This is a genomic window from Methylobacterium oryzae (assembly GCF_021398735.1).
Classification (GTDB): Bacteria; Pseudomonadota; Alphaproteobacteria; order Rhizobiales; family Beijerinckiaceae; genus Methylobacterium.
Window position 1 is genome coordinate 2,365,001 of record NZ_CP090349.1, and the last position, 22,447, is coordinate 2,387,447.

The window sequence follows — 22,447 nt, forward strand, 5'->3', positions numbered from 1 at the left end:
GCAACCAAATCCGACGCACAGAACCCGCCGCGCTTAACAGCGCGGCGGGTTCTGCGTTGTGGCAGTAAGTCGCGTGGACCCGCTCGTGGCGCGGACACGCTCCGGAACACGGCCTGCCCTCCGCGAGGGGAGGGGAGTCCGAGCACCGCGCCGCCCCGGGTTCGCGGTCTGTGCCGCCTGCATCACGCGCGTCGGAGCCCGTCGTTGACCAGCCTCATCGCGAGCGGCCGAACCGGTTCCCGGGCGCGGTCCCCGGGCCGCGACCTTGGCGGTGTTGGCCTCGCAGGCACCTGGCCTTAAGATGCGGTGGGGTACGTCGTGATACGGCGTAAGGGGGGAGCGGCAATGATCTCACAGGCAGGCGGCACGGCCGACCTCGATCGGAGCTGAAGAGCGCGGTTTGCGCGTCTCCGCTCCCTCTCATCGTGCGGCCCGCCCGGTGATGCGTCGCGCATCGCCGCCGAGGCTGGTCGCCCTGGCCCTGACCCTGCTGGTCGCCGCGGGGAGCCAACCCGCGCGTGCCTTCGACCTGTTCGGCCTGTTCGGCAGCGAGCCGGAGCCGCCGCCACCGAGCGCGACGGCGCTTCCCTACACGTTGCGGATCACCGGCACGGACGATTCCGACGTGCTGCGGGCCCTGCAGGACACGTCCACCCTCTATCGCCTGCGTCAGGAGCCGCCGCCCGACGGCGAGGGCCTGCTGCGCCGGGCCGAGACCGACCGCGCCAAGCTCGCCGACGTTCTGTCGGGCTACGGCTACTATCAGGGAACAGTCACGATCCGGATCGACGGCGCGCCGGTGCCGGGCCAGGCGGCGTCCGCGGTCGGTGCCGCGGAGGCGTGGCGCAACCGCGGCCTCGTCCCGGTGCGGATCGCGGTCGATCTCGGACCCCTCTACCAGCTGCGCCGGATCACCGTGCGCGATCCGGCGGGCAACCCGTTCCCGGACTCCGCGCTACCCGCGCGGGTCACCCGCGTCGACGACGACGTTCCCGCGCGCTCGGCCACGGTGCTGGCGCGGGAAGCGCAGATCGTCGACCAGTTCCGCGCGCAGGGCCATCCCTTCGCCAAGGTGATCGCGCGCGACCCCGTGGTGGACGATTCCGCCCACGTCATGGACGTGACCTTCACGGTGGCGCCGGGCCCGGTGGCCGGACTCGGCCCGGTCGCCATCAGCGGAGCGCCGGGCATCGACCCGGCCACCATCCGCTCCTTCATCTACGCCGAGCCGGGCGACCCGTACTCGCCCCAGGCGGTGGCGGCGATCCGCCGGTCGGTGGCGCGGATCGAGGGGATCGGCGGCGTGCGGGTCCGCGAGGGCACGACCCTCGACGCCGACGGGAACCTGCCGCTGTTCGTCGCGGTCACCGAGCGCGAGCGCAACCTCGTGGGCGTCTCGGCGCGCTACTCCACCGTCGACGGGCCGGGCGTGCGGGCCTACTACGCCAACCGCAACCTGTTCGGTGGCGGCGAGTCCTTCAGGGTGGACGCCGACATCTACTACCTGGGCCTCGGGAACGACCCGTTCGCCAACCAGCGCAAGCTCGCGGGGATCGGCACGAACGGCCTCGGCGGCCGCCTCTCTGCGACCTACGTCCAGCCGGCCCTGTGGGGGACGCGCAACGACTTTCTCGCCAACGCCTTCATCACCCGCGAGGTGCAGCAGAGCTACCTCGTGGATGGCGGGGGCGTCTCGGGGGCGATCCGCCACCGGTTCTCGGACACGTTCTCGGCGCAGATCGGGCTCGACGCGCAGGCGGGCCGGTCGAAGGACGCCCTCGGCACGGTCAATTACCGGCTGATCGGCGTGCCGGCCTCGGTGACCTACGATTCCACCGACAGCCTCCTCGACCCGACCCGGGGCGTCCGGGCCATCGCGTCGCTGGCGGTCTATCCCGGCGCGATCTCCTCGCCCGGCATCGTCGTGGCCAAGGCGCAGGGATCGACCTACTACGCCCTGGACGACGAGGCCCGCGTGATCCTGGCCGGCCGCGTCGGCTTCGGCTCGGTCTCGGGCGCGCCGCTGGGGGAGATCCCCGACAATTTCAGGTTCTTCGCGGGCGGCGGCGGCTCGGTCCGCGGCTACCCGTACCGGACCCTCGGGCCGATCGGTCCCTTCAACCTGCCGATCGGCGGCCGCAGCCTGCTGGAGGCCTCGCTCGAGGCGCGCATCAAGGTCACCGACACGATCGGCGTCGTGCCGTTCTTCGACGCGGGCACCGCCTTCGCCTCGGCGACGCCGGATTTCGATGAGAAGATCCGCAAATCCGTGGGCATCGGCCTGCGCTACTACACCGGCATCGGGCCGATCCGCGCGGACGTCGCCTTCCCGCTCGACCCCTACAAGGGCGGACACGTGCGTCCCGCCGTCCTGTATCTCAGCCTGGGGCAGGCGTTCTGAATGGTGCTCCGAACCGGACTCACGCCGCGCACCGCGCGTCCGACCGCCCGTCCCGGCCGGTGGAGCCTGGCGCTCGTCCTGGTCTGCCTCGCCCTGCTGCCCTGGACCCTCGCGGCGACGCGCGCCGACGAGGGCGACAAGTCCGTCCTCGGCGGCCTCCTGTCCCGCGCCCTGTCGACGCCCTCGTCGCGGGTGGCGATCGGCGCCATCGACGGCGCCCTGTCCTCGGACGCGACCATCCGGGACGTGGCGATCAGCGACCGCGACGGCGTCTGGCTGAAGCTCGACCGGGCCCGCATCGTCTGGCGGCGGCTGGCCCTCCTGTCGGGACGGCTGGAGGTCGACAGCCTCGAGATCGGGCATCTCGACGTGCTGCGCCGGCCGATACCCGGACCGCCGCCGCCCGAGGCCAAGCCCGACGGGCGGCTCCTCCCGGACCTGCCGGTCAAGGTCGAGATCAAGGGCTTCAAGCTGGCCGAGCTGACCCTGGGCGAGGCGGTGGCCGGGCAGCCGGCGCGGCTGTCGGCGGAGGGCCGGGCGAAGCTCGGCGCCGCCAGCGAGGGGCTCGACCTGCAGGCGAGGGCGCAGCGCCTCGACGCGCCGGGCCGCTTCCTGCTGTCGCTGCTGTTCGTGCCGAACGGCGAGCGGCTGGAACTCAAGGCGAACCTGGTCGAGCCGGCGGGCGGCCTGCTCTCGAAGGCCGCCAACCTGCCCGGCACCCCGCCGATCGACTTCGCGCTCGACGGGACCGGGACACTGGATGCCTGGGGGGCCAAGCTCGACTTCACGGCCGGTCCCGACATCGGCGCCAGGGGCGGGGCGAAGATCTCCCGCATCGGGGCCGAGCGGCGCCTCGCCCTCGACCTCGCGGCCCGGATCGAGGGGCTGATGCCCGGTCCGGCGGCGGCGGTCTTCGCCGGCACCACCAAGCTCGACGGCGGCCTCGCCTTCGCGGATAGCGGCGCCTTCCGGATCGACCGGCTGGAGCTGACCTCCCGCACGGCGCGCCTGACGGCCGGCGGCAGCCTGACCCGCGACCGGGTCGCCGACCTGACGCTGCAGGCGCGCGCCGTGCCGACGGAGGGCGACGTCACCCGGGCCGGCGAGGCCGAGATCGGCAAGCTCGTCTTCGACGGCAGCCTCAAGGGACCGCTGGCGGCGCCCACCGTCCGGGGCCGTCTCGACGCGGCCGCCCTGCGCAGCCGCGATTCCAGCCTCGACCGGATCGAGGCCAGCCTCGGCATCGACCCGCAGGGCGAGCCGTCGGCGCAGCGTTTCGCCATCGCGGCGGACGGCCGGGTCGACGGGCTGAAGCTCGCCGACCCGGCCCTGCGCCGGGCGATCGGCAGCCGGGCCACCGTGACGCTCCGGGCCTCGGCCGGCGCCGACGGCGTTCTCGATATCGCGGCGCTCAACCTCGATTCCGACACGGCGCGGGCCGCCTATGCCGGCCGGGTCGGCCAGAACACCCTGACCGGCACCGTGGACGCGGCGCTGCCGGACCTCTCCGTCTTCTCGGGCCTCGCGGGCCAGGGTCTCGCGGGCAGCCTCGACGCCAAGGCGCGGCTCAGCGGCGATCCGGCGCGCAAGGCCGTCGCCGCCGACCTCGCCGTGACGACGAGCGGCGTCGTCACCGGGATCCGGGCGGCCGACCGCACCCTCGGCCGCGCGCCGAGCCTCCAGGGGCGCGTCTCCCAGACCTTCGACGGGTACGGCTTCGACCATCTGCGCCTGGAAGGCTCCGGCGTCACCGCGACCCTGCAGGGCGAGGCGACGGCGACCCGCGCGGACGTCACCGGCAGGATCGACCTCAAGAGCCTCGCGGATCTCGACGGGCGCCTCACCGGCAGGGCGGGCGTCGACGCGCGCCTGACCGGATCCCTCGAGCATCCGGACGTGACCGCGACCCTGACGGCGCCCTCCGCCACCGCGGCCGGCAAGCCGATCCGGGACCTGCGCGTCGAGGCGGTCCTGCGGGACGCGCTCCTCGCGCCGGACGGCACGGTCCGGCTCGGCGGCGATGTCGGCGGCAAGCCGCTGACCGGCGGCGCGCACCTCGCGCGCGTCGGCGGGGACTGGGTCCTCGACCGGCTCGGCCTCGATCTCGGCTCGGTCTCCGTCGCCGGCCAGGCGACGGTCGCGGCCGACACGTGGCTGTCGGCCGGCGCACTCACCGTGCGGGCCGGCGACCTGACGGACATCGCGCCCCTGGTCCCGGAACCGGTCGCGGGCCGCCTCAACGCCGCACTGACCCTCGCCCGCGACGGCGGGCGCCAGGACGTGACCGTCCGCGCCACCGGGGCCGGTCTCCGCTACGGCGAGACCGCCCTCGCGCGGCTCGACGCGGACCTCTCGGGACGCGACCTGCGCGCCCACCCGGTCCTCGACGGGCGCATCGAGGCCGACCGGCTCGTGGCCGCCGGCCAGCAGGTCGACACGATCCGGCTCCTCGCGAACGGCACGCCCGCCTTCAGCGACGTGAGCCTCACCGCCCGGGCGCGCGGCTTCACGCTCGACGGCGCCGCGCGGGTCGTCCCGGCCGCGGACACGCGGATCGAGATCCAGCGCCTGTCGGCGGCCCGCGGCAACGACCGCTTCGCCCTCACCGGGCCGGCGGCGATCACCCTCCGGGACGGCGGCGCGGTGATCGACGGCCTGTCGATCGCGGCGGGCTCCGGCCGCGTCACGGTCGCGGGCCGCGCCGGGCGGGATCTCGACCTCAAGGTGGCGATCCGGTCGCTGCCCCTGTCGCTCGCCCGGATCGCCGCACCGAGCCTCGCCCTCTCGGGGACCCTGGACGGGGAGGCGGATCTCCGCGGCCCCGCGACGCGGCCGGAGGGGCGCTACGCGGTCAGCGTCGCCAAGCTCGTTGCCCCGCAGACGCGGCAGGCCGGCTTGCCGGCGATCGACGCGACCGCCAAGGGCACGCTGTCGGACGGGCAGGCGAGCCTGGACGGGCGGGTCACGGCCGGGCGCGGCGTCGCCCTGACGGTCTCCGGGTCGCTGCCCGTGGAGGCCGGGGGTCCGCTGGACCTGCGCGCGCGCGGGACGCTCGACGCCGCCCTCGCCAATTCCCTCCTGAGCGTCGGCGGCCAGAGCGTCACCGGCAAGATCGCCATCGACGGCGGCGTCACCGGCACGCTCGCGGCGCCGCGGGCCCAGGGCGCGGCGGTGCTGAGCGGCGGGAGCTTCACCGATCCGCTGAACGGGCTCCGCTTCACCGGGATCGAGGGTCGCGTCACCGGCCGCGGCGACAGCGTCGTGGTCGAGCGCCTGACCGCGACCGCCCGCAACGGCGGTCAGGTCTCCGTAACCGGCCGCGTCTCCCTCGCGCCCGACTTCCCGGGCAATTTCCACGTCGTCGCCGACAAGGCCGAACTCGTCTCGAGCCCTCTGATGACGGCCGTGTCGAGCGTCGACATCACGCTGGCGGGGCCGCTGGCGCGGACGCCGCGGATCGCCGGCCGGGTGAACGTCGTGTCGATCGACGTCGCGGTTCCGGACCGGCTGCCGGCCACTATCCGGCCGCTGCCGGGCGTCCGCCACGTCAACACGCCGCCGGCCCTGAAGGCGCGCCTGGCGCAGCGGGCGGAGCGGAAGGCCGCGACCCGGTCCGGGCGACGGGGCGGGAAGCCGGCCGTCCCGTTCGACGCCACCCTCGACGTGACGATCGACGCGCCGAGCCGCATCTTCGTGCGCGGGCGCGGCATCGACGCGGAACTCGGCGGTGCGCTGCGCGTCACCGGCACCTCCGCGTCGCCCAACGCCAACGGCGCGTTCTCGCTGCGGCGCGGACAGTTCGAGCTCGTCGGCCAGCGCCTGGATTTCAGCCGCGGCCGGCTGACCTTCGCCGGCAGCCTGACCACGCCGGAGCTCGATTTCGTCGCCGAGACCAAGGCCACCGACGTGACCGCCCGCATCGCGGTCTCGGGCTTCGCGGACGCGCCGCAATTCTCCCTGACCTCGGATCCGGTCCTGCCGCAGGACGAGATCCTGTCGCGGATCCTGTTCAAGAAGGCCTCGGCCGGCCTGTCGCCGTTCCAGGCGCTGCAGCTCGCCCAGGCGGTCGCCCAGCTCTCGGGGGGCGCCGCCGGTCCGGACGTGTTCGAGCAGGCGCGCAAGAGCCTCGGCCTCGACAGCCTCGACGTCTCCACCGGCGCGAGCGGCGGGCCGGCGATCGGCGCCTCGCGCTACATCTCGGATCGGGTCAGCGTCGGCGTGAAGGCCGGGGCGAAGCCCGCCGACACCGCCGTCGGGGTCGACTTCGACGTCACCCGCCGGATCAAGCTGAAGGGCGAGGCCGGGACCGACGGCCGCACCAGCCTCGGCGTCGGCGCCGAGTACGAGTGGTAGCCGGCACGGTCACACAGCCGCCCGTTCCACCGCGCCCGCGGGGCTGCGGGATCGACACGCCCGGTCAATGGTTTAGGTTCGGGACGAGCGGCCGCCAGGGCCGCCGATCGGGCGGGAAACACCACGGGCGATGGACGAGCTTTTCGAGACCGATGACGATCCGCCGGTTCCGGAGGGCGGCCTTATCCGCAAGCTCCCGATCATCAACAGGCGGGGCCTCCACGCCCGCGCCTCCGCGAAGTTCGTGCAGACCGTGGAGCGCTACGACGCCGCCGTGACGGTCACCCGGGCCGGCGAGACAGTCGGCGGACGCTCGATCATGGGCCTGCTGACGCTCGGCGCCGCCATGGGCACACGCATCGCCGTCACCGCCGTCGGCCCGGACGCGGAGAGCTGCCTCGACGCCATCGAGGCCCTGCTGGCCAACCGCTTCGGCGAGGACGAGTAGCGTCTAGGCCGTCGCCTTGCCCGGCCACGCGCACAGGTCGGAGACCGGGCACCGGGGGCAGGCGGGCTTCCGGGCCGTGCAGGTGTCGCGCCCGTGCCGGAACAGCCAGACATGGGCGTTGTCCTTGAACGCGTCCGGCACGACTCGGGCGAGGCCGTCGGCCACCGCGTCGACGGTCGCGGCCGGGGCGAGGGGGATCCGGTTCGCGATCCGGAAGATGTGGGTGTCGACCGCGATCACCGGCTCGTGGAAGGCGAAGTTCGCCGTGACCTCGGCGCTCTTCCGGCCGATCCCCGGCAGGCGGCGCATCTCCGCGGCGCTGCGCGGGACGGCGCCGCCGTGCTCCGCGAGCAGGACCGCCGACAGCCTGACGATGTTGCGCGCCTTGGAGGGCCCGAGCCCGACCGGCCGGACGATCTCGGTGATCCGGGCCTCCCCCAGGGCCGCCATGGCGGCGGGATCGCGGGCCTCGGCGAACAGCGCGTCCGCGATCCGCGAGACGGTCGGGCCGGTGGACTGGGCCGAGAGCAGCACGGTCACGAGCAGGCGGAACGGGTCGGTGCGGTCGAATCCGGCCTTCGGATCCGGGTCCCGCTCGGCGAGGCGCGCGAGGATGGCGGCCACCCGGTCGGCCTCGCCCGCCCCGCGCGAGCGCGGCACCGTCCGTGCGGCCGCCTTCCGGCGCGGAGCGGGTCGAACGCCGTGGGGCAGGTCGCGGGTCATGTCGGCCAGCTAGGGTTCGCCGCCCCCGTCGACAGGCGCCCCGGACGCGGCGGATTGACCGCTCACCGACCACTCAGGCCCGGGCGCGGCGCCAGGGCACCGCGTTGGCGCCGGCGCACAGGTGGAGCGTCCCGGCGACCACCGCGCCGGCCCGCCGGCGGAACTCGACCCGCAGCGCGCCGCGGCGGGCGAACAGCCGGGTGACCACACGCACCAGCGACGCCTCGGCCGGATCGGCGATGATCGGCCGCGCGGCCGTGCGGGCGTCGAGGGCGAGGAAGGTCTCGACGGCGTCGCGGACCGCTTCCGGCTCGGTGACGGCGAGCATCTCGGTCTCCGCGGGCTCCCAGCCCTCGGGACGCACGCCGAGCAGGTTCCCGGCCGGGATCGGCCGGGAACGCGCCGGGCGGCTGGCCGCCAGGACGGGGCGCCGCGGCTCCGGATCCGGGGCGGGTGCGGACTGGCCGACGAGTCGGAGCGGGCGGCGCAGCGCCCCGAGCCGCTCCCGCAGCGCCCGGTCGACGGCCTCCGCGGCCGCGCGCTCCACGAGGGCAGCCGCGTCGGGCTCGGCGAGCTGCCAGGGCCGGGCGCGGCGGCCCCAGACCGGATGCGGCATCGCCAGCGGGACCACGCCGCGCAGGGTCTCGTGGCCGTCGCGCGCGTCGCGGCTCCAGGCGAGGGCGACGGCGACGGGACGACCGGCCGGGCGGTGCTGGGCGAGCGGGAGAAGGTGGTCCGGGTCGCGCAGCGGGTCGGTCACCGCGTTGCGCACCAGCATGGCCCGCCACGCGGCGACGGAGGCCGCGTCGACGGCACCGGGTCGCCGCAGATCGACCCGCCAGGTCCCGGTCTCGGCGCCGTCCTCGGCGCCGTCCTCGGCACCGGCTCCGGCTTCCGGATCCGCCGCGCGGTCCGGCCGCTCGGTGAGCCCGCCCTGTATCACGGTGAAGCGTCGCGCCATCCGCGTGTCCTGCCTCTCGACGACCCGTCCCGATCCGGGACGATCCGGCGCCTCCGGGGCGCCCTTCGCGTCGAGGGCTTCAAGGACGGTGCCGACCGCCGGCGTCAGGGGCCGGGGATCGCCAGGGGATTGTCGGTCAGGGCGGCGGCATCCGGCGCGTCGACCCGGGGGCGGCCGAGGAAGGCGTCCCAGAGCTGGCGCACGAAGGCCGGATCGAGGTCGCGCAGGATCAGGACGAGGCGCGAGGTGTGGTCGGGATCCGGCCAGGCCGGCAGGGTGACCGGCGCGTGGAACACGTGCTGGACGCCGTGGACGACGAGGGGCCGCTCGGGATCGTCGGCGAGGGCGACGAGGCCCTTGAGCCGGAGCAGCTTCGGCCCGTGGCCGGAGCGCAGGAGATCCATGAACATCTCGAAGGCGGGGCGCGGCACGGGCGCCGCGCTGGTCAGGCAGATCGCCCGGATCGACGCGTCGTGGCGGTTCACGTCGGCGTGGCGGTGATGCGCCTGCTCCAGCGCCGCGTCGCCGAGCCACGCGCGCACGTCGGCGGTCTTGCCGTCGAGGCCGAACAGGCCGCCGAGGAGCGTGTCCGCGGGGGCGTCGGGCGCGACGATCGGGGCGGCCGGGTTGAGCGCCGCGAGGCGCGCGCGGATCCCCGAGAGGTCGCCCGCGAGGTCGGCCTTGGTCAGCACGATCCGGTCGGCGACCGCGGCCTGCCGCAGGGCTTCCGGATGGGCGTCGAGGGTCGCGGCGCCGGTGGACGCGTCCACCACCGTCACCACGGCCTGGAGACGGTACCGCAGCACCAGATAGGGATGGTAGATCAGCGCGTGCAGGATCGGCGCCGGATCGGCGAGGCCCGTCGTCTCGATCACGACCCGGCGGAACGGCCGGATCCGGCCGTTGTCGCGCTTGCGCAGCAGATCCTCAAGGGTCGCGATCAGGTCGCCCCGCACCGTGCAGCACAGGCAGCCGGCGCCGAGCAGGATCATGTCCTCGTCGACGGTCTCGATCAGCAGGTGGTCCAGGCCGATCTCGCCGAACTCGTTGACGATCACCACCGTGTCGGCGAGCGCGGGATCGCGCAGCAGCCGGTTCAGCAGGGTGGTCTTCCCGGCTCCGAGGAAGCCGGTGAGCACGGTCAGCGGGATGGGCTCCGGGCGGCGCGGGTCCGGAGCGGGGGCGGGGGTCTCTGACAGAGGCGGCGACATGGGCGACGAAGTGGGGTGTGGCGGCCTCCGCGGCAACGCGGCGGTGCGCCGAGCACCGGAGTGGGCCTACTCGTCGGCCGCCGCCTTCTTGGCGGCCGGCTTCCTGGCCGGGGCCTTGGCCGCCGCCTTGTGGGACGTCGTATCGGCCTTGGCGGGCACCGGCTTGTGGGCGGCCGCCTTCGGAGCCGGCTTGGTCAGGCCCTTCCCGGGCTTGGCCTCCGGCATCCCGGGCGTGACGTCCGACGTGTAGGCGCTGGCGTTCCGCGGCACGCCGTGGCCCGGCTTCGCGGCGACCTTGGGAGCGGATTTAGCGGCCGCCTTCGCGGCCTCGGCGCGCTCCAGGCGCGCCGCGCGCGCCTGCTTGGCCGCCTCGAGGGCCGCCGCGCGCTTGGCCTTGGCAGCCTCGAGCTTGGCGGCGCGGGTGTTGGCGGCGGCGGCCTTCTGCTCGGCCTCCTGCGCCTCGAGGATCTGCTGGCCCTCGGCCGGGTTGCGACCGACCCAGACGGCGATCGGCTGGAGCGGCGCCCGCGGCGGCAGGGACCGCGCCCGGAGGGCCGGGTTGGAGAACGCGGCGAGCGCCAGCGCCGGCGAGTTCGCCGCCGAGCCGCCGATCAACTGCGCGGCCGAACCGGGGGCGCTCAGCGCGCCGGGACCGTCCTCGATGGCCGGGGGCTTCTTGCCGCCGCACACGAAGGGACGCATGTCCGGCGGCGCCGGGATCGCGGAGGCCGGCAGCGCGTCGAGGGTCGGGCTGGTCCAGCCGGCGCTCTGGCCGAAGGCGTAGTCGAACAGGTCGGCGGTCTTCACGTCGCGCTCGCGCGGGGTCGGCTGCCCCATCACGATGGTGACGATCCGCCGGCCGTTGCGCGTGGCGGTCGCCACGACGTTGAAGCCGCCCGAGCAGATGAAGCCGGTCTTCATCCCGTCCGTGCCGGGATAGCGCCCGAGCAGCCCGTTGTGGTTCGCCATCACGGCGCGGCCGAACTGGATCGCCGAGATCGAGAACAGGTCGTGGGAATCCGGGAAGTCGCGGATCAGCGCCCGGGCGAGGACCGCCATGTCGCGGGCGGAGGTCCACTGGCGCGGGTCGGGCAGGCCGTTCGGGTTGAACCAGCGGCTGTCATGCATGCCGATCCGCTGCCCGGTCTCGTTCATCAGCGCGGCGAAGTTCTCGACGGATCCCCCGAGCGACTCGCCGATCGCGTAGGCGACGTCGTTCGCCGACTTGACCATGATGATCTTCAGGGCGTTGTCGAGGGTGAGCTGCGTGCCCGGCTTGAAGCCCATCTTCGAGGGCGGCTCGGCGGCGGCGGCGGCCGAGATGGTGATCATCGAGTCGAGCGAAACCTTGCCCTGGCGGACGAGGTCCAGTGCGACGTAGGTCGTCATCAGCTTCGTGATCGAGGCCGGGTACCAGGGGTCGGTCGGCGCCTGCGCGTAGATGACCTTGCCCGAATCCACGTCGGCCACGAGGATCGGCACCGTCACGGCGTTCGCGGCGCCGATCCCGACGAGGCCCGCCCCGAGCAGACCCGTCAGCGCCGCAAGCCCGACGGTGAGGCGTCGGTAGAGAGAAGAGGACATTCGAGCCCGACTCGTCAGAGGATCGCCTGGATCGACGCCCTGGGGGCGTCGGATTTCCGGCCGGCCAGCCGGAGAGTGGCGCAGCCCGGACGGCCGAAAGGCGATCGCCGGACTGCATCTCGGCATGAACGAGCCTACCGTGGCAAGAGCAAGGCGAGATCACATCGCGGGTCTGCACGGCGCGGTTGTCGGTAGCCCGCGCGGGCGGCACGGCTTATGTGCAGGCCGGGCGCGCAAGCCGGATCGCGCGCGACGGTGACTGGGACGGTTGTGGCTTACGCGGTCAAGGAGATCTTCCACACGCTCCAGGGCGAGGGCGCGCAGGCGGGCCGTGCCGCCGTGTTCTGCCGGTTCGCCGGATGCAACCTCTGGTCCGGGCGCGAGGCCGATCGCGCCGCCGCGGCCTGCCGGTTCTGCGACACCGATTTCGTCGGGATGGACGGGGAGGGCGGCGGGCGCTTCGCGGACGCGGCCTCCCTCGCCGACGCGATCGCCGCCACCTGGGCGGGCGGCGCCGCGAACCGCTACGTTGTCTTCACCGGCGGCGAGCCGCTGCTCCAGCTCGACACGCCGCTGATCGAGGCCGTCCACGCGGCCGGGTTCGAGATCGCCATCGAGACCAACGGCACGCTGCCGGCGCCCCCGGGGATCGACTGGATCTGCGTCAGCCCCAAGGGGAGCAACGCCCTCGCACAGGTCTCCGGCCACGAGCTGAAGCTCGTCTACCCGCAGGCGGATGCCGATCCCGCGGCCTTCGTGGATCTCGCCTTCCAGCACCGCTTCCTCCAGCCCATGGACGGCCCCGACCGGGTCGCCAGCACTGAGGCGGCGATCGCCTATTGCCGCCGGGACGCCCGCTGGCGGCTCTCGCTGCAGACCCACAAGATGATCGGCATTCCCTGAGGGGCCTGGATTTGGTCCCGGGATTGGGTTCGGACGAAGTGATCGCCAAGCCGGTGCCGCACGAGGCGCCGGTCCCCTCTCCCGTGCGGGAGAGGGACAGGGTGAGGGATCAGGGCCATCCGGACGAGTCGCGGCCTGTCGGCAACCCGAGAGCGCGCCTGATCCTGAAGCTTCTCGTCCCTCACCCCGACCCTCTCCCGCACGGGAGAGGGGGTTACGGCGCGGTTGTCTCGACCGGGATCGCCGTCTCTCCGAACCGTCAGGACGCGATCGGGGACGGCACTACCTGACGATAGCCCTCCGCTGGGCGCGCGCCGCGCGGATCGCCGAGCGCGCGAACCGTCCGCCCGCGCGCGGCGGATCGGGATCCTGGCCGTCCAGCACGGCGCGGCGCAGGGCCGCCAGCGCGGGATCGCCCCATCCGTCGAGGACGCGTCCGAACGCGGCGTGGCGCCCGGCATCGAACGGGACCGGTCGCCCGGCCCCGTCCCGCGCGGGATGGGCCGGATGCAGCGTCCCGCAGGGGATCCAACCCGGCGGGATCGGCGCGGTGGCCGCGTGCGTGCGTGCGAGTCGCAGGAGTTGCGGCAGCAGGTGGCACCGCGGCCCGGGCCCCGCGGCCGCCCGATCCGCCTCCGGCGCGAAGACCTCGACGCGACCGATGCGGGTGATGACGATCTGGTCCAGGCTCGAGATGACAGCGGACGGCATCGCCGCGGCGCCGGCGGCGAGGAGCGGTCGGCCCGCCAGCGCCCGCAAGCGGGCGATCCGCGCGGGGTCGGCGGTCCGGAGGCAGGCATCCGCGGCGCGCAGACCGAGGCCGAGATCGAACAGGCGCGCGGCGCGGTCCTCCGGCCGGATTGCCGCCTCGTCGGGACCCAGTTCGGTCAGAACGGTGCGCCGGCCCATCGCGCAGGCGGCCGCGGGAAGGCAGAGCGCGACCGCCTGGCTCCAGCCGTCGGCGAAGCCGGTCTCGTAGGCGAACGGCCTGAGATCCGGATGCGCCCGGACCGCGAGCGCGCCGCGGGCCGTGCGGAGCCCGATCGCGTCGTCCTCGAGGGGCCGTGCCGGCTCGTCGGGTTCCCGCGCGAACACGGCGGCGGCTCCGTAGCCGCCGAGGCTCCACGTGCAGGCCGGATCGGCCAGCTGGGCACGCAGCAGGCCGTCCACCGCGGGTCCGGCTCCGCCCGTCATCGGCTTCCCTCGTGCACGCCACCGCAGCCCGCACGCCTTGACACGGACGGCGAATGACCGGAAGTCGCGGTGCATCACCGAGGTTGTGGTCGGCGAGGCGGGCGCGCGACCCGGAACGACCGACGCGGAGACGTCCGCTGGACCTCGCGACGGGATCCGCAAGAAGGGCGCTGGCATGGACGTCATCGAGACCGAGATCCCGGACGTGAAGCGCATCGTCCTGAAGCGCTTCGGCGACGCGCGGGGCTGGTTCTCGGAGACCTTCCGGGCCGACACCCTGGCGCGGGCCGGCATCACCACGCCGTTCGTGCAGGACAACCAGTCCTTCTCGGCCCCGCAGGGGACGGTCCGCGGCCTGCACTTCCAGATCGCCCCCCGCGCGCAGGCCAAGCTGATCCGCGTGCTGCAGGGCGCGATCCTCGACGTCGCGGTCGACATCCGCAGCGACTCGCCGACCTACGGGAAGTACGTCGCCGTCACGCTCGACGCCGAGAACGGCGAGCAGCTCTACATCCCGCACGGCTTCGCGCACGGCTTCTGCACCCTGACGCCCGACGTCATGGTCGCCTACAAGGTCGACGACTACTACAGCCCCGAGCACGACCGGGCGCTGTTCTGGAACGATCCAGCGATCGGGATCCCGTGGCCGGTCTCCGGCGAGGCGGCGATCCTGTCCGACAAGGATCGCCGGGCGCCGAAGCTCGCCGATCTCGGCCGCGTCTTCTGAAGAGCGCGGCCCGGCCGCAATTTTGTCACGACGGCCGGTCTTAGGCTGCCCCGGCTTTCTCAGTTCTCGATCGATCCGAAGAGGTAATCCACCATGCGCATCCTGGTGACCGGAGGCTGCGGCTTCATCGGCTCGGCGCTGGTGCTGCACCTCGTCAACGATCTCGGCCACGACGTCTGCACCCTCGACGCGATGACCTACGCGGCCAACCCGGTCTCGCTGGCGCCGCTCGCCGACAACCCGCGCCATCGCCTGGTCGAGGCCGATATCTGCGACCGCGCCGCCGTGCAGAAGGCCTATGCGGACTTCAAGCCCGAGGCGGTGATGCACCTGGCCGCCGAGAGCCACGTCGACCGCTCGATCACCGACCCGGGCGCCTTCGTGCGCACCAACGTGATCGGCACGCAGACCATGCTGGACGGCGCCCGCGGCCATTACGAGACGCTGCCGGAGGCCGAGAGGAAGACCTTCCGCTTCCTCCACGTCTCCACCGACGAGGTCTACGGCTCGCTGCCGCCGGACGCGTTCTTCACGGAGGAGAGCCGCTACGATCCGCGCTCGCCCTACTCGGCCTCGAAGGCGGCCTCTGACCACCTCGCCCGCGCCTGGCACGAGACCTACGGGCTACCGGTCCTAGTGACCAACTGCTCGAACAATTACGGGCCGCGTCACTTCCCCGAGAAGCTGATCCCGCTGATGATCCTCAACGCCCTCGAGGGCAAGAAGCTGCCCGTCTACGGCGACGGCCTGAACGAGCGCGACTGGATCCACGTGGAGGACCACGCCAAGGGCCTCGTGGCCGTGCTGGAGCGCGGCCGGATCGGCGAGACCTACCTGCTCGGCGGCCGCGCGGTGCGCAACAACCTCGCGGTGGTCAAGGCGCTGTGCGCGGCCTTCGACCGGCTGCGCCCGCAGGGCGCGCCGCACGATCAGCTGATCAGCTTCGTGGCCGACCGCCCGGGCCATGACCGGCGCTACGCGATCGACTGCACCAAGGCCGAGACCGAGCTCGGCTGGCGCCCGCAGAAGACCTTCGAGCAGGCGCTGGAGGAGACCGTGGCGTGGTACCTCGGCAACGAGGGCTGGTGGCGCCCGATCCGCGAGGGCCGCTACAAGGGCGAGCGCCTGGGGCTCAACGGCTGATGGACGTCCTCGTCCTCGGCGGCGCCGGCCAGGTCGGCACCGAGTTGCAGGCCCTGACGTGGCCGGACGGCGTCACCGTCCACGCGCCGGGCCGCGCGGACCTCGACATCACCGACGCGGACGCCGTCGCGGCGGCGCTCGCCGCCCGCGCCTACCGGGCGGTGATCAACACCGCCGCCTACACGGCGGTCGACAAGGCCGAGTCCGACGTCGTCGCGGCGTGGCGCCTCAACGCGCTGGCCCCGGCGATCCTGGCGGCCGCGACCGCCGCCAAGCGAATCCCGCTGGTGCACGTCTCGACCGACTACGTCTTCGCCGGGACCAAGCCCGACGGGGCCTACGCGCCCGACGCGCCGATCGACCCGCAGAGCGTCTACGGTGCCAGCAAGGCCGCCGGCGAGCTGGCGGTGCGCACCGGCAACCCGCGCCACGCCATCGTGCGGACCGCCTGGGTGGTGAGCCCGCACCGGGGCAACTTCGTCAAGACGATGCTGCGGCTCGCGGCGGAGCGCGACGCGCTGACCGTGGTGAACGACCAGCATGGCTGCCCGACCTCGGCCGCCGACCTCGCCGCGGCCCTCGCGACGATCGCGCAGGCCATGGCCGCGGATCCGGAGGCGCCGACCGGCACGTTCCACTGCGTGAACCGGGGCGACACCACGTGGTGCGGCTTCGCCGAGGCGATCGTGGCGGGCTCGGCCCGGCGCGGCGGGCGCTCCGTGCCGGTCAAGGGCATCCCGACCTCCGCCTACCCGACACCGGCCCGGCGGCCGGCCAATTCGCGCCTGTCCACCGACAGCCTCAACGAGGCCTACGGCATCGCGCCGCGGCCCTGGCAGGCGGCGCTCGACGACATCCTGGACCGGCTCGTCGGGCCGGTCTCAGAGGGAGTTTCCAAGCCATGAAGGGCATCGTTCTGGCCGGCGGATCCGGCACGCGCCTGCACCCGGCCACGCTGTCGATCAACAAGCAGCTCCTGCCGGTCTACGACAAGCCGATGATCTACTACCCGGTCTCGGTGCTGATGCTCGCCGGCATCCGCGAGATCCTGATCATCTCGTCGCCGGAGCACCTCGACAACTACAAGCGCCTGTTCGGCACCGGCGAGCAGTTCGGCCTCAAGTTCTCCTACGCCCTGCAGCCGCGGCCGGAGGGCCTCGCCCAGGCCTTCGTGATCGGGCGCGACTTCGTCGGCGACGACGACGTGGCGCTGATCCTCGGCGACAACCTGTTCTTCGGCGCCGGCATGGGCGAGCTCCTGGAGCGCGCGTCGAGCCGCAAGCAGGGCGCGACCGTCTTCGCCTACCACGTCGACAACCCCCAGGCCTACGGCGTCGTCAACCTCGACAAGTCGGGGCGGCCGACGAAGATCGTCGAGAAGCCGCAGAACCCGGAATCGACCTGGGCGGTGACCGGCCTGTACTTCTACGACAACCAAGTGCTCGACATCGCCGCCGACGTGAAGCCCTCGGCCCGGGGCGAGCTGGAGATCACCAGCGTCAACGAGGCCTACCTGCAGCGCGGCCAGCTGCACGTGGAGCGCATGTCGCGCGGCTACGCGTGGCTCGACACCGGGACCCACGACAGCCTGCTGGAGGCGAGCGAGTTCGTCCGCACCCTGCAGAACCGGCAGGGCCTGCAGGTGGCGTGTCTGGAGGAGATCGCCTACCTGCAGAAGTTCATCACCCGCGACCAGCTCGTGGCCCGCGGCGAGATGTTCGCCAAGACCAATTACGGGCAGAACCTGCTGCGCCTCTCCCGCGAGAGCGAGGACGACCTGCGCCTGCGCCGCGGCAAGTAGCGTCGTCGGCGGCACCCGGGCGCTGCCCCCTTATCGGGGGGCGCAGCCGATGCAGATGCCGCGCATGAGCTTGTCGTTCTCCGCCTCGCGCGGCGTCCGCACGCGCCGGTCGTCCGGCGTCTCGGCACCGGCGCCGCGGCTCGGCGGCATGACGCGGCCGACCGACGAGGTGTTGGGGGCGGTCGCCGTGGAGGCGGGGCCGCCGCCGGTGCCGGTCTGGGCCTGAGCCAGCGCGGGGCCGGTCGCCAGGACCGGCAGGAGGAGCGCGAGGCCGAGGGCGGTGAGGGGGCGGGTCATGGGTGCGGAACTCCGTGCCGGGCCATAACGCGGGTGTGACCGTCCGGTTCGATCGGGCCGCGCGATCCCCACCTTTGTTCGCCTTTGCAGACGCGTTGCGGCGCCGTATCAGGGGCCGCGTTCCCGCCGCCGCCATCCTGATGCGTCGAAACTCGGAGCCGCCGCGACGATGCGGGACCCCAACGCGATCGACTTCTGGCGCGGCTTCGCCCTGATCACGATCTTCATCAACCACATCCCGGGCAACACCTTCGAGCGCTACACCTTCTCGCAGTACGGCATCTCGGACGCGGCCGAGCTGTTCGTGTTCCTGGCCGGCTGGTCGATCGGGATCGCCACCCGCGGGCGCGACGGCAACCCGGAGCCGCCGGGCCGGAGCGTGGTGCGGCTCCTCGCCCGCACGGTCGAGGTCTACCGGGCGCAGCTCACCGTGATGCTCCTGGCGCTCGCGATCATCGCGGGGGCGGCGCTGCTGCTCGACAACCCGCTGATCCTCGAGTGGCACAATGCCGGCAATTTCTTCGCGGACCCGATCCAGTCGGTCTGCGGGATGGCGCTGCTGACCTACCAGCTCGGCTACTTCAACATCCTGCCGCTCTACGTGCTGCTGATCGGCATCGCGCCCGTCTTCGTCCTGGTCGGCCGCTTCAGCCTGCTCGGGGCCCTGGGCCTGTCCGTGAGCGTCTATCTCGCGAGCCTCGTCTTCGGGTGGAACGTCCCCTCCTGGCCGGGCGAGGGCGACTGGTTCTTCGATCCGCTCTGCTGGCAGCTCCTGCTCGTCCTGGGCTTCGTCCTGCAGGGCTGGAACCTCCGCTCCGACGCCCTGCGCCGCTGGTCGCGGCGCCTGATCCCGGCGGGCGTCGTGATCGTTCTCCTCGGGATCGTGCTCGCCGTGACGGAGATCCGCCCGGATCCGATGCTCGTTCCGGAGCCGCGCCTACTGTTCACGTTCGAGAAGACTTACCTGACCCCGGCGCGACTGGTTCATTTCCTGGGGGTATTGTTAGCGTTTGCACCGCTTTACGCGGTGCTCGCCCCCCGAATCGGCCGCGTCGTCGGTTATCTGAGTCAGATGGGCCGGAATTCACTGGCTGTCTTCTCGATGGGCTCTATCCTGAGCCTGATCGGACAGCTCGTGCGTTTCCAGACGGGCGGCGGCGCGCTGATCGATATGCTGGTCGCCGGCTCGGGCCTGGTCGGGCTGGGGTTTACGGCATGGTTCGTCGAATGGCGCAGCCGCAGCAGATCGTCGCGACCCCGCGCATGACGCGGGCCCGGCTCGCCGCGGCGCTGGCCGTGCTCCTGCTGTCGGGCCCCGCCGGCGGCGCGGCCGCGGCCGAGCAGGCCGCCGGCCCCGTGGCGGACGATCCGGCCCTGTCGCAGGAATGCCGGGTCCCGGGGGCGCAGCTCTACAGCGTCGCCCAGCTCGGCGCCGTCAAGGCGGCGCTGGCGGAGAACCGTCCGCTCAAGATCCTGGCGATCGGCGGCAGCGCGGCACCGGGCGCCTCGGCCTCCTATCCGGCCAAGCTCGAGGCCGCGCTGGAACACGCCCTGCCGAAGGTCGACGTGGTGATCGACCACCGCGGCCTGCCGGGCGAGATCGCCTCCGGGGCCGCCGAGCGCCTGCGCACCATGGTGGCCGAGGCCGAGCCCGACCTCGTCGTCTGGCAGGTCGGCACCCACGACGCCATCGCCCGCGTCGACGTGGACGCCTTCGCGAGCGCGCTGGCCGAGGCCGTGGGCTGGATGCGGTCGCACGGGATCGACGTGGTGCTGGTCGACCCGATCTACACGGCCAGCATGGCGGCCGACGTCGACTACAACCGGATCGTCGAGGCCGTCCGGAGCGTCGCGACCCAGCAGGGCGTGCCGCTGGTCCGGCGCTACGAGGCCCTGCAGTACCTGTCGCGCCGCAGCGACAAGGGCGAGGGTCACATGCTCGGCCGCCAGTTCCGGCTCAACGACCTCGGCCTGCGCTGCATGGCCGAGCACGTGGCGCTGACGATCGCCACCTCGCTGATGCGGACCGAGACGCCCAAGGAGCCCAAGGCGGCGCCGGCCCAGCCGCCCTTAACCGAGCCGCAACGCGCCCCGGGCTAGACCGGACGGCCAGAGATCGGCCTCCCGCCGAGTTCGGGACCGGCGCGGAGCGCGTAGTGTCAGCCACGGCCCTCCCTGTCCTCGCGCTCCGGCACCTCCGGGCGCTGCGCAGCGGCCCGCAGCGGGCGGCCCTGACGGTCTTCGCGATCCGCGTGGGGTCGGCCGGCTTCGCCTACGGCGCCCAGGTGCTCGCGGCGCGGCTGATGGGCTGGGACGCCTACGGGATCTTCGCGTCGGTCTGGGTCTGGACCGCGATGCTGGGCCACACCCTGACCCTCGGCCTGTCGCAGGGCGCGTGTCGGTTCGTGCCGGGTGATCAGGCGCAGGGCGACCTCGACCTCGCGCGCGGCTACATCCGGGCCGGCGCCCTCGTGACCGGCGGAGCGGCGCTCGCCGTCGCCTGCCTCGGCGCGGCGCTGCTCGTGCTCGAGCCGGACCTGTTCGCCCCCGCCTACTGGGCACCGATCCTGGTCGCGCTCTGCGTGATGCCGCTCTTCGCGCTCCAGGACTACCTCGAGGGCGTGGCGCGCAGCCAGAACTGGGTCGGGCTCGCCATCGCGCCGCCCTACCTGCTGCGCCAGACCCTGATGATGGCCTGCATGGTCGCGGCGATCCTGCTCGGCGCGCCGCCCCGGGCCGAGGTCGCGATGGCCTGCATGCTGGTCGCCGCCGCGGTCGCGACCGCCCTGCAGGCCGCCCTCCTCGCCGCGCGGCTCCGGCGGGAGCTGCCGGCCGGGCCGCACCGCTACCGGTGGCGCACGTGGCTCGGCACGGGCCTGCCGATCGCCGCGATCGACCTCGCCAATGCCGGCTTCACCTTCGTCGACGTGATCGTGCTCGGTGCCCTGGTGAGCCCGGCCGAGGTCGGGATCTACTTCGCGGCGACCCGCATCCAGCAATTCGTGGTGTTCGTGCACTACGCGGTCAGCGCGGCGACGCTCCAGCGCTACAGCGCCGCCCAGGCGCAGGCCAACCGCTTCCTCCTCGCCGAGCTGGTCCGGCGCCAGGGCCGCCTGACGGCGGCCGCGACGCTCGTGGTCGGCGGCGCGATCCTGGCCGTCAGCCCCCTGCTGCTGGCCATGTTCGGGCCGGGTTTCGGCGACAGCGTGCCGATCCTGTGCATCCTGATCGCCGGCAGCGTCGGGGCGAGCCTGTTCGGCCCGGGCGAGGATCTGCTGACCATGCTGGGCGGGGAGCGGCTCTGCGCCGGCATCACGGCGGGGAGTCTCCTCGCCGCCGCCGGCCTGTGCCTCGCCCTGGTCCCGGCGCTCGGGACGCTCGGCGCGGCCGTGGCGGTCGCGGTGGCGAGCGTGGGCCGGGCCGCCCTGCTCGCGCGCGCCGCGGGGCGGATCCACGGGCTTCCGACCCCGGTCTGGGCCGCCGGAGCGGTCCGATGATCGCCGCGAGCCCCCTGCGCGCGCCGTCCGGAGCCGTCGTCACCCTCGGCGACCCGCCGGAGCCGGAGGCCTGGGACGCGCTGGTCGCGGCGGGCGCCGCGGCGCACCCGCACTTCTCCCGGCACGTCATCGAGGCCCATCGGACCGCCGGGCTGCTGCCGGCGGCCCTCCGCTACGTCACGGTCCGCGCGGGCGACCGTCTCGTCGGGCTGCTCCCGTACCATGGGGCCCGGGACCTGACGGGCCTCGGCGGCCGGGTCCTGCGGCCCTTCCTCTCGCCCTACGTGACCGCCACGGCTCCCCTGGTCGCCGACGGTCCGGACCGGGCCGCGCACGCGCTGGCCCTGGTGGCCGGCCTCGAGGCCGCCTCCGGCGGATGCCCCTGGCGCTGGCCGCTGCTGCCGACCGGGGAGGGCGCCGTGCCGGAGATGCTCGCGGCGATGCGCGCGCGCGGCTGGGCCATCGGCACGGTGGCGGGCTTCGACCGCCCGGTCATGGACCGGCGCGCCGACCACGCGGCGTTCCTCGCCGACCATCCCGGCCGGGCGCGCTTCAAGGACCTGCGCCGCCGGGCGCGCCGCCTGTCGGAGACCGGAACCGTCGCCCACGCGTGCGCCACGGGCGGATCGGACCTCGCCCGCCTCGTCGCGGCCTTCCTCGACCTGGAGCGCGCCGGCTGGAAGGGGCAGGCCGGCACCGCCATGGCCTGCCGGCCCGAGAGCGCCGCGCTGGCCAGGGCGCTGTTCACCGCGGTTCCGGGCCCGGTCGCCGTCCGGGCCGACGCGCTGACCCTCGACGGCCGGCCTGTCGCCGTCAGCCTCGCCCTGGTCAGCGGCGGCACCGCGACCCTGCTGAAGACCGCCTACGACGAGGATCTGCGCGGCCACGCCCCGGGCCTGCTGCTCGAGGCCGAGATCGTGCGGGCCTGCCACGAGACCGGCTTCGCCGACCGGCTCGACTCGGCGACGCTGGAAGGATCGGCGCTGGAAGGTCTCTACCGCGACCGGGTTCCGGTCGCCGAGATCATCGCGGTCCCGCCCGGTCGACAGGTGATCTCGCTGGAGCGGCGCCTCCGGCTCGCCCGGTTCGAGCGGGACGCGCGCGCGGCCGCGAAGCGGGCCCTGCGGCGGCGCTAGGGCCGGTTCAGCGCGTTCCGCACGCGGCGCTGGTCCCCTCTCCCGTGCGGGAGAGGGACAGGGTGAGG

18 protein-coding genes and 1 tRNA gene (1 of these 19 only partly in view) are annotated in these 22,447 nt (G+C 73.7%); 13 read left to right on the forward strand and 6 right to left on the reverse strand.

Going from position 1 to position 22,447, the window contains the following annotated elements:
* The 4 genes from LXM90_RS11355 to LXM90_RS11370 all read left to right on the forward strand — a co-directional run.
* Window positions 1-7, forward strand: a tRNA-Met gene (locus tag LXM90_RS11355) (it extends 70 nt beyond the left edge of the window).
* Window positions 8-442: 435 nt separating this feature from the next.
* Window positions 443-2,401, forward strand: coding sequence for an autotransporter assembly complex protein TamA (locus LXM90_RS11360; protein ID WP_234082769.1), 1,959 nt, complete (start codon window positions 443-445; stop codon window positions 2,399-2,401).
* Window positions 2,402-6,754, forward strand: coding sequence for a translocation/assembly module TamB domain-containing protein (locus LXM90_RS11365; protein ID WP_234082771.1), 4,353 nt, complete (start codon window positions 2,402-2,404; stop codon window positions 6,752-6,754). It abuts the gene before it with no gap.
* 130 nt (window positions 6,755-6,884) lie between these two features.
* Entirely contained in the window at window positions 6,885-7,202 is a 318-nt protein-coding gene (locus tag LXM90_RS11370) for an HPr family phosphocarrier protein (protein ID WP_020094097.1), read from the forward strand.
* Between the two features lie 3 nt (window positions 7,203-7,205).
* Here the strand turns inward: LXM90_RS11370 and LXM90_RS11375 are convergent, their stop codons facing one another.
* From LXM90_RS11375 to LXM90_RS11390, 4 genes are all read right to left on the reverse strand, one after another.
* Window positions 7,206-7,925, reverse strand: coding sequence for an endonuclease III domain-containing protein (locus LXM90_RS11375; RefSeq protein ID WP_234082773.1), 720 nt, complete (start codon window positions 7,923-7,925; stop codon window positions 7,206-7,208).
* Between the two features lie 73 nt (window positions 7,926-7,998).
* Window positions 7,999-8,886, reverse strand: coding sequence for a hypothetical protein (locus LXM90_RS11380; protein WP_020094099.1), 888 nt, complete (start codon window positions 8,884-8,886; stop codon window positions 7,999-8,001).
* Between the two features lie 104 nt (window positions 8,887-8,990).
* Window positions 8,991-10,097 carry a CobW family GTP-binding protein gene (locus LXM90_RS11385; protein WP_042672494.1) on the reverse strand — a complete coding sequence of 369 codons (1,107 nt, stop codon included), beginning with the start codon at window positions 10,095-10,097 and terminating at the stop codon, window positions 8,991-8,993.
* A 66-nt stretch (window positions 10,098-10,163) separates the two neighbouring features.
* Window positions 10,164-11,681, reverse strand: a complete 1,518-nt coding sequence (locus LXM90_RS11390) for a D-alanyl-D-alanine carboxypeptidase family protein (RefSeq protein ID WP_020094101.1) — start codon at window positions 11,679-11,681, stop codon at window positions 10,164-10,166.
* Window positions 11,682-11,951: 270 nt separating this feature from the next.
* On the opposite strand from LXM90_RS11390, the gene queE reads away from it, so the two are divergent.
* Window positions 11,952-12,584 carry a 7-carboxy-7-deazaguanine synthase gene (gene queE / locus LXM90_RS11395; RefSeq protein ID WP_020094102.1) on the forward strand — a complete coding sequence of 211 codons (633 nt, stop codon included), beginning with the start codon at window positions 11,952-11,954 and terminating at the stop codon, window positions 12,582-12,584.
* Window positions 12,585-12,866: 282 nt separating this feature from the next.
* On the opposite strand, the gene LXM90_RS11400 is transcribed toward queE, so the two are convergent.
* Window positions 12,867-13,778 (reverse strand): DUF6925 family protein, encoded by a 912-nt coding sequence (locus tag LXM90_RS11400; RefSeq protein WP_234082774.1) that lies wholly within the window; start codon window positions 13,776-13,778, stop codon window positions 12,867-12,869.
* A gap of 175 nt (window positions 13,779-13,953) precedes the next feature.
* On the opposite strand from LXM90_RS11400, the gene rfbC reads away from it, so the two are divergent.
* From rfbC to rfbA, 4 genes are all read left to right on the forward strand, one after another.
* Window positions 13,954-14,505 carry a dTDP-4-dehydrorhamnose 3,5-epimerase gene (gene rfbC / locus LXM90_RS11405; RefSeq protein WP_020094104.1) on the forward strand — a complete coding sequence of 184 codons (552 nt, stop codon included), beginning with the start codon at window positions 13,954-13,956 and terminating at the stop codon, window positions 14,503-14,505.
* 93 nt (window positions 14,506-14,598) lie between these two features.
* Complete coding sequence (gene rfbB, locus LXM90_RS11410; protein ID WP_042672497.1) at window positions 14,599-15,648, forward strand: dTDP-glucose 4,6-dehydratase; 1,050 nt, start codon at window positions 14,599-14,601, stop codon at window positions 15,646-15,648.
* Complete coding sequence (rfbD, locus tag LXM90_RS11415; protein WP_103985615.1) at window positions 15,648-16,553, forward strand: dTDP-4-dehydrorhamnose reductase; 906 nt, start codon at window positions 15,648-15,650, stop codon at window positions 16,551-16,553. Before rfbB ends, rfbD begins: the two co-directional genes overlap by 1 nt.
* Window positions 16,550-17,449, forward strand: a complete 900-nt coding sequence (gene rfbA, locus LXM90_RS11420; protein ID WP_020094107.1) for a glucose-1-phosphate thymidylyltransferase RfbA — start codon at window positions 16,550-16,552, stop codon at window positions 17,447-17,449. Before rfbD ends, rfbA begins: the two co-directional genes overlap by 4 nt.
* Window positions 17,450-17,479: 30 nt before the next feature.
* On the opposite strand, the gene LXM90_RS11425 is transcribed toward rfbA, so the two are convergent.
* A complete protein-coding gene (locus LXM90_RS11425; protein WP_020094108.1) occupies window positions 17,480-17,746 on the reverse strand; it encodes a hypothetical protein in 267 nt (88 codons plus the stop codon).
* 169 nt (window positions 17,747-17,915) lie between these two features.
* Between LXM90_RS11425 and LXM90_RS11430 the strand changes: the two genes are divergently transcribed.
* The 4 genes from LXM90_RS11430 to LXM90_RS11445 are packed head-to-tail and all read left to right on the forward strand — an operon-like array spanning window position 17,916 to window position 22,379.
* On the forward strand, window positions 17,916-19,013 hold the full coding sequence (locus LXM90_RS11430; RefSeq protein WP_042672499.1) for an OpgC family protein: 1,098 nt from the start codon (window positions 17,916-17,918) through the stop codon (window positions 19,011-19,013).
* Window positions 18,974-19,846 carry an SGNH/GDSL hydrolase family protein gene (locus LXM90_RS11435; RefSeq protein ID WP_234082775.1) on the forward strand — a complete coding sequence of 291 codons (873 nt, stop codon included), beginning with the start codon at window positions 18,974-18,976 and terminating at the stop codon, window positions 19,844-19,846. The genes LXM90_RS11430 and LXM90_RS11435 overlap by 40 nt, the downstream gene beginning before the upstream one ends.
* 56 nt (window positions 19,847-19,902) lie before the next feature.
* Entirely contained in the window at window positions 19,903-21,243 is a 1,341-nt protein-coding gene (locus LXM90_RS11440; RefSeq protein WP_234082777.1) for a lipopolysaccharide biosynthesis protein, read from the forward strand.
* A complete protein-coding gene (locus tag LXM90_RS11445) occupies window positions 21,240-22,379 on the forward strand; it encodes a GNAT family N-acetyltransferase (RefSeq protein WP_234082779.1) in 1,140 nt (379 codons plus the stop codon). The genes LXM90_RS11440 and LXM90_RS11445 overlap by 4 nt, the downstream gene beginning before the upstream one ends.
* Window positions 22,380-22,447 lie beyond the last annotated feature (68 nt).

What these genes read in the sequence shown, in the direction of transcription:
- LXM90_RS11435 (WP_234082775.1), top strand. Translation starts at nt 18,974, where the DNA reads ATGGCGCAGCCGCAGCAGATCGTCGCGACCCCGCGCATGACGCGGGCC.
- rfbA (WP_020094107.1), top strand. Translation starts at nt 16,550, where the DNA reads ATGAAGGGCATCGTTCTGGCCGGCGGATCCGGCACGCGCCTGCACCCG.
- LXM90_RS11445 (WP_234082779.1), top strand. Translation starts at nt 21,240, where the DNA reads ATGATCGCCGCGAGCCCCCTGCGCGCGCCGTCCGGAGCCGTCGTCACC.
- LXM90_RS11430 (WP_042672499.1), top strand. Translation starts at nt 17,916, where the DNA reads ATGCGGGACCCCAACGCGATCGACTTCTGGCGCGGCTTCGCCCTGATC.
- LXM90_RS11425 (WP_020094108.1), bottom strand. Translation starts at nt 17,746, where the DNA reads ATGACCCGCCCCCTCACCGCCCTCGGCCTCGCGCTCCTCCTGCCGGTC.
- rfbD (WP_103985615.1), top strand. Translation starts at nt 15,648, where the DNA reads ATGGACGTCCTCGTCCTCGGCGGCGCCGGCCAGGTCGGCACCGAGTTG.
- LXM90_RS11365 (WP_234082771.1), top strand. Translation starts at nt 2,402, where the DNA reads ATGGTGCTCCGAACCGGACTCACGCCGCGCACCGCGCGTCCGACCGCC.
- rfbC (WP_020094104.1), top strand. Translation starts at nt 13,954, where the DNA reads ATGGACGTCATCGAGACCGAGATCCCGGACGTGAAGCGCATCGTCCTG.
- rfbB (WP_042672497.1), top strand. Translation starts at nt 14,599, where the DNA reads ATGCGCATCCTGGTGACCGGAGGCTGCGGCTTCATCGGCTCGGCGCTG.
- LXM90_RS11385 (WP_042672494.1), bottom strand. Translation starts at nt 10,097, where the DNA reads ATGTCGCCGCCTCTGTCAGAGACCCCCGCCCCCGCTCCGGACCCGCGC.
- LXM90_RS11390 (WP_020094101.1), bottom strand. Translation starts at nt 11,681, where the DNA reads ATGTCCTCTTCTCTCTACCGACGCCTCACCGTCGGGCTTGCGGCGCTG.
- LXM90_RS11400 (WP_234082774.1), bottom strand. Translation starts at nt 13,778, where the DNA reads ATGACGGGCGGAGCCGGACCCGCGGTGGACGGCCTGCTGCGTGCCCAG.
- LXM90_RS11370 (WP_020094097.1), top strand. Translation starts at nt 6,885, where the DNA reads ATGGACGAGCTTTTCGAGACCGATGACGATCCGCCGGTTCCGGAGGGC.
- LXM90_RS11380 (WP_020094099.1), bottom strand. Translation starts at nt 8,886, where the DNA reads ATGGCGCGACGCTTCACCGTGATACAGGGCGGGCTCACCGAGCGGCCG.
- LXM90_RS11375 (WP_234082773.1), bottom strand. Translation starts at nt 7,925, where the DNA reads ATGACCCGCGACCTGCCCCACGGCGTTCGACCCGCTCCGCGCCGGAAG.
- LXM90_RS11360 (WP_234082769.1), top strand. Translation starts at nt 443, where the DNA reads ATGCGTCGCGCATCGCCGCCGAGGCTGGTCGCCCTGGCCCTGACCCTG.